At 67.3% G+C, this 7,823-nt stretch carries 6 protein-coding genes; 3 read left to right on the forward strand and 3 right to left on the reverse strand.

Annotated features, from left to right (window positions below; genetic code table 11):
- Positions 1-386: 386 nt before the first annotated feature.
- From VJ307_02915 to VJ307_02925, 3 genes are read right to left on the reverse strand one after another with little or no spacing between them, the layout of a single operon-like run.
- Positions 387-2,039, reverse strand: coding sequence for a ribonuclease J (locus VJ307_02915; GenBank protein ID HJX73081.1), 1,653 nt, complete (start codon positions 2,037-2,039; stop codon positions 387-389).
- A gap of 31 nt (positions 2,040-2,070) precedes the next feature.
- Positions 2,071-2,802, reverse strand: a complete 732-nt coding sequence (locus tag VJ307_02920; protein HJX73082.1) for a lysophospholipid acyltransferase family protein — start codon at positions 2,800-2,802, stop codon at positions 2,071-2,073.
- On the reverse strand, positions 2,799-3,377 hold the full coding sequence (locus tag VJ307_02925) for a JAB domain-containing protein (protein ID HJX73083.1): 579 nt from the start codon (positions 3,375-3,377) through the stop codon (positions 2,799-2,801). Before VJ307_02925 ends, VJ307_02920 begins: the two co-directional genes overlap by 4 nt.
- 95 nt (positions 3,378-3,472) lie before the next feature.
- On the opposite strand from VJ307_02925, the gene VJ307_02930 reads away from it, so the two are divergent.
- The 3 genes from VJ307_02930 to VJ307_02940 are packed head-to-tail and all read left to right on the forward strand — an operon-like array spanning position 3,473 to position 7,409.
- Positions 3,473-4,420 carry a MoxR family ATPase gene (locus tag VJ307_02930; protein ID HJX73084.1) on the forward strand — a complete coding sequence of 316 codons (948 nt, stop codon included), beginning with the start codon at positions 3,473-3,475 and terminating at the stop codon, positions 4,418-4,420.
- Entirely contained in the window at positions 4,417-5,376 is a 960-nt protein-coding gene (locus tag VJ307_02935; protein HJX73085.1) for a DUF58 domain-containing protein, read from the forward strand. The genes VJ307_02930 and VJ307_02935 overlap by 4 nt, the downstream gene beginning before the upstream one ends.
- Positions 5,373-7,409 (forward strand): DUF3488 and transglutaminase-like domain-containing protein, encoded by a 2,037-nt coding sequence (locus VJ307_02940; GenBank protein HJX73086.1) that lies wholly within the window; start codon positions 5,373-5,375, stop codon positions 7,407-7,409. Before VJ307_02935 ends, VJ307_02940 begins: the two co-directional genes overlap by 4 nt.
- Positions 7,410-7,823: the final 414 nt, after the last annotated feature.

Consider the following 7,823-nt stretch of genomic DNA (forward strand, 5'->3'; position numbering starts at 1 on the left):
GGAGCGAGGGGCCTGTCCCCGGAAGGGTCGGCAGCCGAGGCGAAGCGGATGCGCCGTCAGACCGCGAAGGACGACCGAGCACGGCGCAGGCGTACTGGCGGTACGCCGAGCCGGGCGCAGGGAGTCCGACAAAGGGCTGGCGGGGCGTTCCCTCGCCGCAGGCGCCGGTCGCGAGGGCTGCCTTTTCTGCTGCGACAAGCGATCCCCGGGCTGCGTCGGGCGTGCTCGTCGCTCGCTTGTGCGGCGTACTTCCCGTACGCCTCCGCGCTCGCTCCTGCGCTTGCCCGCCGTAGCCAAAGGGTCTCCCTTGTCTCGCGACGAAACCCTTCCGGGGACCGGCCCCCTGCAGCGGCGCTCGAATGCCAAGATATTTGCGAGACGGTGCACTAGAGCTCCAGAAGCACGGGTATGATCATCGGTTTCCTGTCGAGGCGCTTGTTGAAGAACCGGCGCAATGCCTTCCGGATGTCGGTCCGGATCTCCGCCGAATCCTTCCTCGCCTCCAGGCCCGCCTCCTCCCACGTGGTGAGGACGGTCCGCCTCGCGTCCTCCATTATAGTATCGGATCCGCTTTCGGAAACCACCCCCCGCGTCATGATATCGGGCCCGTACAGGATCTCCCCGGTCGTCTGGGAGATGGCCAGCACGACGATGACCATGCCGTCGTTCGAGAGGTGGTACCGGTCCTTGAGCACCACCCCTTCCACCTCCCCCATCCCTTTCCCGTCCACGAACAGGCGACCCACGGGGGCCTTTCCCGCGCGGGTCATCACCCCTTCCGAAAACTCGAGAATGTCGCCGTTGGAGACGAACTCCGGGCGGGGGACCCCCATCTCCTTCGCGAGGGCCTTGTGCATGATGAGGTGCCTCGGCTCCCCGTGGACGGGGATGAAGTACTCCGGGCGGAGCAACCGGACCATGCTCCGGAGTTCCTCCCGGCTTGCGTGCCCGGACACGTGGATCTCCGAGATCTTTTCGTAACGTACGTCGGCCCCGGACAGGAAGAGGTGGTTGATCACATTGGCGATCGCCCGTTCGTTCCCCGGGATGAATTTCGAGGAGAGGACCACCGTGTCTCCCTCCTGGATCCGGATGTGCTTGTGCTCGCCCAGCGCCATGAGCGTAAGGGCGGAGCGGGGCTCTCCCTGGCTCCCCGTGGTCAGCACGGCGACCTCACGACCGGGCAGGGTCCCGGTATCCTCCACGGGGAGGAGGATGTTCGGATGGGGCAGTTTCATATACCCCAGTTCGAGCGCCGTCGCGACGTTCCCCACCATGCTCTTCCCGCAAAGCGCCACCCGGCGGCCCTGGCGATCGGCGGCGTTGATCGCCTCCTGGATCCGGTGAATGTTCGACGAGAACATCGCGACGATGACCCGCCCCGCCGCCCCGCCGAAGATCTCCGAAAGGGCCTCGCCGACAAACGCCTCCGGGAGGGATCGCCCTTCCCGCTCCACGTTCGTAGAGTCGGAGAACAGGGCCGTCACCATCTCGCGCGAGGCAACTTCCGCGAGGCGGTCCGTGGCGGTGGGGACGCCGTCCAGCGGCCGGGCGTCGAACTTGAAGTCCCCCGTGTGGACAAAGACGCCGTCCCGGCACCGCAGGATGTACCCGAACCCTCCCGGGATGCTGTGGCAGACGGGGAACGTCTCCACGTCGAGGTCCCCGATGCGGAACCGGCCGGACCGCTCGATCGCCTCGAGCCTCGCGACCCCGTCCAGGCCGTGCTCCGCGAGGCGGTTCCGCAACAACCCCAGCGTCAGCGGGGTGCCGTAGACGGGGACGTCGAACTCCTTCAGCAGGAAGGAGACCGCGCCGATGTGATCCTCGTGCCCGTGCGTGAGCAGGAGCGCCCGGAGCCGGGGGGAAACTTCCCGCAGACAGCGGAAATCGGGGATGACGAAGTCGATTCCCAGCATCGTGTCGTCGGGGAACATGAGCCCCGCGTCCACGAGAACGGCGGACTCGCCGTCGTCGAACAGCAGGGAATTGAGGCCGAATTCGCCGAGTCCCCCCAGGGGGATGACGCGCAGCGGCATTACCGCCCTCCCTCGCCCCGGACCCGGCCGGTCATACGAGGGCCGGACCCGAGCACGGGCTCTCCTCCTGGCCCCGGGCGGAGAGAATCCGCTTTCGGGTCTCGTACGCCATCTCGTCCCGGGACAGGGACCGCCCCCCGTCCGCGGACACCGGGGGGAGCACCCGGACGACGAGGTCGGCCGGCCGGCACAGGAGCGCCCCCCGGGGAAGGGCTTTGTGCCCTCCGTCGACAAGCACCGGCAACAGCGGGGCACCGGTCTTCCGCGCAAGAAAGAACGCGCCCGGCTTGAATCCGCCGACGGTCCCGTCCCGGCTGCGGGTCCCCTCGGGGAAGATGACCACCATCTGCCCCCGGCCTATTCGCGCCGTCGCCTCGCGGATCAGGTGGACGGCGTCGCGCGGGTCCTCCCGGTCGATGAAGAGGTTTCCCGCTTTCTTCATCGCGTACCCGAACAGGGGAATCCGGCCGAGTTCCTTCTTCGCGAGAAACCGGACCTCCCGGGGGAGGGCGGCCAGGAAGAGGGGGATGTCCACCAGGCTCTGGTGGTTCGCCGCCAGGATGGCGCCTCCCGCCGGGAGGTTCGAAAGCCCCTCGACGCGAACGTTCCACCTCCCGATCCGGATGAATCCCCTGCCCCACCACCGCATGACCCCCGAGGAGATCCGGTCCCCCCCCGTGAAAAGGCCCCCCGCGGCGGCCAGCAGGGAGGAGATCCCCGTGAGGACCAGGATGGCGGCGGATTTGAACATGCCCGAGATCACCAGTCCGCCTCCTCCCGGAAACTGTAGAAGGAACAACTCCCTATTATGACATGGTCCATCACCGGAATTCCCACGATTCCCCCCGCGGAGCGGAGCCTGCGGGTGACTTCCCTGTCCTCCGGGCTGGGGGAGGGGTCTCCGCTCGGATGGTTGTGCACGAGGACGACCGCCGCCGCGCGCTCCGCGACCGCTGCGGCGAAGACCTCCCGCGGGTGGATGAGGCTGCCGTTCAGGATGCCCACCGAGATGCGCACGTCGCGCAATACACGGTGCTTGACGTCCAGCAGGACGGCGAGAAACTCCTCGACAGGCGAATCGCCTACCAGGTAGCGGTACCGTTCATACACGTCGGCGGCGGACCGGACCGGCTCGGACCGCGGAAGGGTGCACGACAGGGCCCGGCGGGCGAGCTCGAGGACCGCCTCCCACCTCTCCCGCAGGGCGCCGTCGGACGGTTCCTCCTCCCGGGCAACCCGTAGCATCCCCTCCCACCCTTGCGGAAAGGCGGCGCGAAACAGGGTTGTCTCGTCCATCCCCTCGAACGGCCGCCCGGGGCGGCCCGGCCCTCTCCTCATCCCTTCTCCGGTTCCGATGATGCCCCGAAAGCCCTTCAAATTCCATTCCGAAAAAATTCCGAAAGGTTCGCATCCGTTCGGACGATAATATTTATATGGATTATCAAGAGGCTTTGGCGCTCCTCTACCGGCTGCGCTTCAACATCGAGACGATTCTCCTGGGGAAAAGCAAGGAGGTGGAACTCGCCCTCGCCTCCTTCCTCGCGGGGGGACACATCCTTCTCGATGACATCCCCGGCACCGGGAAGACCACCCTTGCGCGGGCAATTTCAGCGAGCATTTCCGGGACGTTCCGCCGAATCCAGTTCACGAGCGACCTCCTCCCCCAGGACGTGGTGGGCGTCCACATCTTCGACGCCGACAAGAGAAACTTCACCTTTGCCCCAGGCCCGATTTTCGCGAACATCGTGCTTGCCGACGAGATCAACCGGAGCAATCCCCGGGCCCAGAGCGCCCTGCTGGAGGCCATGAGCGAACGCCAGGTATCGGTCGATACGATAACGTACCCTCTTCCCGACCCGTTCCTCGTCATCGCCACCCAGAACCCCTATGAACTGCACGGGACCTATCCCCTCCCGGAATCCCAGCTGGACCGGTTCAATTTGCGGCTCCGGCTATCCTACCCCGACCGGGAATCGGAACTGCAGCTGATCCGGGAAAACACGCTGGCGAGCTCCCGGGACGGTCTTAGCCCCGTGCTCCGCCCCGAGCAGGTAAAGCAGCTGCGCGCAATGGTCGAAGTCGTCACCGTCCGGGATTCGATCGTGTCGTACATTTACCGGATCGTCGAGGCCACGCGGCGGCACCCCCTGGTGCGCCTGGGGGCATCCCCGCGCGGAGCGATCGGCATCAAGAGCACCTCCCAGGGGCTCGCCTTTCTTTCGGGAAGGGACTTCGTCACCCCCGCAGACGTGCGCAAGATTACGCCGGCCGTCCTTTGCCACCGCATATTCCTTGCCGGTGAACGGGGGGGCATCCCGGAGACCGAGGCCGGCGAGGCGATCCTCTCGGAGATCCTCGAGACCATCCCCGCGCCCGTATGAAGGGTTTCCTCCGGGCGTTTCGCCCGCGCCGGAAGTTCAAGATCACGTCCCCCGGGAAATGGTTCCTCCTGCTGACCGTCGGAGTGGGCGTCGCGGCCATCAACACCGGGAACAACCTGCTCTACCTTGCGCTCAGCATGAATCTGAGCCTCATCCTCCTCTCCGGCATCCTGTCGGAATGGTGCCTGCGGGGATTGAGCGTCCGGGTGGCCCACGCTTCGGAGGCGTTCGCGTCGCGGGACTCCCTTCTGGCCGTCACCTGTTCGGCCGCGGGGAAGTGGCTGCCGGCGTTTTCCGTTTCCGTGGTCCCGGTATTGCCCGGGTCCGGGAAAACCGCCTGGTTCCCCGAGATCCCTCCGGGGGGAGCCGACACGCGGGTCATCCCGTACCGTCCCGAGCGACGCGGCCTGATTCCTTCGTTCGCATGCGTCGTCTCCACCCGGTTTCCCTTCGCCCTCTTCGAAAAGTCCGCCGAGGTGAATCCCCTGGGGTCCTCCCTGATCGTCTATCCGAAACCGGGCGCAGTGGACGCCGAGCCCCCCGGCGCGGGACCGGGCGACCACTCCGGGGGAAGAGCCGCCCGGGGAAGGGAGGGCGCGTTGATCCGCGGCGCGAGGGACCATAACCCTTCCGATCCGGTCCGGGACATCCACTGGAAAGCGTCGGCGCGCCTGGGGAAATGGATGGTGAAGGAACGGGAGGCGGAACCCGCGCAGATCGTCGAACTCCACCTGCGCGTCCCCTCGCCTGCCGGGGAGTTCGAACGGCTCGTGTCGCGGGCTTGCGCCCTTCTCCTCCTGTGCGAACGGGAAGGGCTTCCGTACCGTCTCCGGATCGGGGACCGGGTCCTCGTCGACCTCGGGGACACCGACCGTCGAAGGAGAACCCTCTCGATCCTCGCGCGGGTTGCGCCGGACGGAACGCTTCCGCCGGCGGAGCAGGGGAAAAGACCGTGAGTCACACGGCAGAAAAGGGAAGGATTCCGGGAGCTCTCTGGTTCTCCCTGCGAGCCCACTGGGTCTTCGGGCTGATCCCGCTCGTCTTCCTCACGGAGATTTACCGCCTCGCGGTCGCCGGTGCGGCCGTTGCCTTCCTCGCCGGCGCGGTCCTGGACTGGACGGGTTCTCCGCGGAGGAGATGGCACAAGGGCGCCTCCCCCCTCCTGGTGGCGGGCGCCGCGGCCGCCGCCGCGGACCTCACCCTGGGAAGCGGGGATCTGCTCACCTCCGTCTCCCTTCTCGTGCTCGGTGTCCAGACCGTCAAGTTCCTCCTCCCCAAAACCCACGGGGACGGGTGGCAGCTGTGCGCGATCTCGTTCCTCGAGTTCCTCGCGGCGGCGGCGACCACCACGGAAATCTGGTTCGCCGCGTTCCTTTTCCTATTCCTGGGGCTGTCCGCCGGGGCCATGTGGGCCCTCCAGGTCGAGGAGTCGGCGGAAGCGGGAGGGACCACCATCCCCCGCGCGCACCCGAAGTTCGCCGTTCTCCTGCTCCTGCTGTCCGCGGTGGGCGGTTTCCTCATGGCGGCGCTCCTCTTCGCCGCCACTCCCCGCATCGGGATCGGCCATTTCATACGCCGCACGGGTCCCCGCACGGGGTTTACCGGATTCTCCGACGCGATCTCGCTCCGCGACGTCACCGCAGTCAAGACCGACCGACGGGTCGTCGCCCGGATCGAGTTCCCCGGCCAGACCGGGGAGGCTCCCTCATCCGGACTCTACCTGCGGGGAGCGACGTATGCGCGATTCGACGGAACGAGGTGGCTCCGGCCGGAGTCGCGTCTGGAAAGTGTCCCGAACGCCGGGCTGGCCTATTTTCTCCCCTCCCTGGCGATGGGACCGATGTCCTCCGCGGAGATCTTCCTCGAGCCGATGGGAACCTCCGCCCTTTTCGTGTACCCCGGGACGGTTTCGATCGAGGGGGTCCTGGGCGATCTCCGGACCGATGGCGCGGGGAACTACCGCCTGCCGGAGGGGCATTCGGCGATCCGTTACCGGCTCCGCTTTCCCGCCGGAAAATCCGTCCGATGGTACCGCACCGCCTACCCGTCCGGCTCGTACCTCGCAATGCCGCCCGATTCGGACAGGATCCGGGAGCTGGCGAGGCAGGTGACCTCCGGGGCGTCATCGGACGCGGAACGGGGCGAACTCGCGAAGCGGTTTTTCCTGTCGAATTTCCGGTACTCCCTGGTGGACGCCGCTTCTTCGGCCGAGGACTTCCTGTTCCGGAAAAGATCGGGGTACTGCGAGCATTATGCCGCCGGGCTGACCCTCCTCCTGCGCGCGGCGGGGGTCCCGGCGCGGGTCGCGGCCGGCTACTTGGGCGGCGAGTGGAACGATGTCGGAAAGTATCTCATCGTGCGTCAGTCCGACGCGCACGCCTGGACGGAGGCGTGGATCGAAGGAAGTTGGGTCACGCTCGATGCGACGCCGCCGATGGAGGAGGACTCCCCGTTTTTCTCCCGGACGGGAAGGATCGGCATGTACCTCGACTGGGGCAGGCAGCGGTGGAGCAAGTACGTCCTGAACTATTCGCTGGAGATGCAGAGGGAGGCCGTTTCCGGAGGGTGGTTCGCCATGCGGCGGGCGGGCGGGCAGCTCCGTGAGGGAATCCGAAACCTGGCCGGCGATATCGTCCGGGTTGCCGTCGCATGCGGGCTGGCCGCGGCCATACTCCTGTTCGGCTGGCGCATGTTCGGGGGCGCCCCCTTGCGGTACCGCCGGGGGACGAAAAAGGGGGATCCCCCTCTCCCCGGGCCTTATGCCCGGCTGCTCCGCCGTCTGTCGTCCGCCGGACACCGTAGATCGGCGGGAACCCCCCTCGAGGAGATGATCATGGCGGCGGCGGACAGGAAGACCGACCTTCTCCCCGATGCCGCCCGCTTCCTCTCCCTCTATCACCGGGACCGGTTCGGACCTCGCCCTCTCTCCGCCGGGGAATCGGCCGAGGCGGGCCGCCTCGCGGACCTCCTGCGGCGGGAGCTCGTCTAGGGCAGCGCTCCCGGAAAGGGTCCGGAATCCGGACGGCACAGGCCGAAACCGGTCCCCCCGGGGCCAAGAACAGGGACGTCCCTAGAAACTCTTCCGCCACTGCGGCAAGCGCGACATATGCGCCCCCGTTGCGGGGCATCATGGCCGGCTTCCGCATCCTCGGAGGGGGCTCCTTGGCGAAGTCGCTCGACTTGCGATGCACCCGCAAGTCTGCGCTTGACCTCCCTCCCGGAAAGCTCCGCCCGGCGTCTCGGGTTCCGTTCCGGAAGAGGCCGTGCAACGAAGCCGGCGGGGATGCAGCGGTCCTCGAATGCCGGGATCTTCCGGGAATGGAGCCCGGGAGGCCGGCCCCCCTTCCTCGGCTGCTCCGCCCATGGCGCCCCATTGCGAGGGTGCCTGCGACCGGGGACCCGG

The sequence above is a fragment of the Candidatus Deferrimicrobiaceae bacterium genome, from assembly GCA_035256765.1.
Classification (GTDB): Bacteria; Desulfobacterota; Deferrimicrobia; order Deferrimicrobiales; family Deferrimicrobiaceae; genus CSP1-8.

Excerpts from the sequence above, each read along its gene's own strand:
- VJ307_02915 (HJX73081.1), bottom strand. The coding sequence starts at position 2,039 with ATGCCGCTGCGCGTCATCCCCCTGGGGGGACTCGGCGAATTCGGCCTC.
- VJ307_02925 (HJX73083.1), bottom strand. The coding sequence starts at position 3,377 with ATGAGGAGAGGGCCGGGCCGCCCCGGGCGGCCGTTCGAGGGGATGGAC.
- VJ307_02930 (HJX73084.1), top strand. The coding sequence starts at position 3,473 with ATGGATTATCAAGAGGCTTTGGCGCTCCTCTACCGGCTGCGCTTCAAC.
- VJ307_02935 (HJX73085.1), top strand. The coding sequence starts at position 4,417 with ATGAAGGGTTTCCTCCGGGCGTTTCGCCCGCGCCGGAAGTTCAAGATC.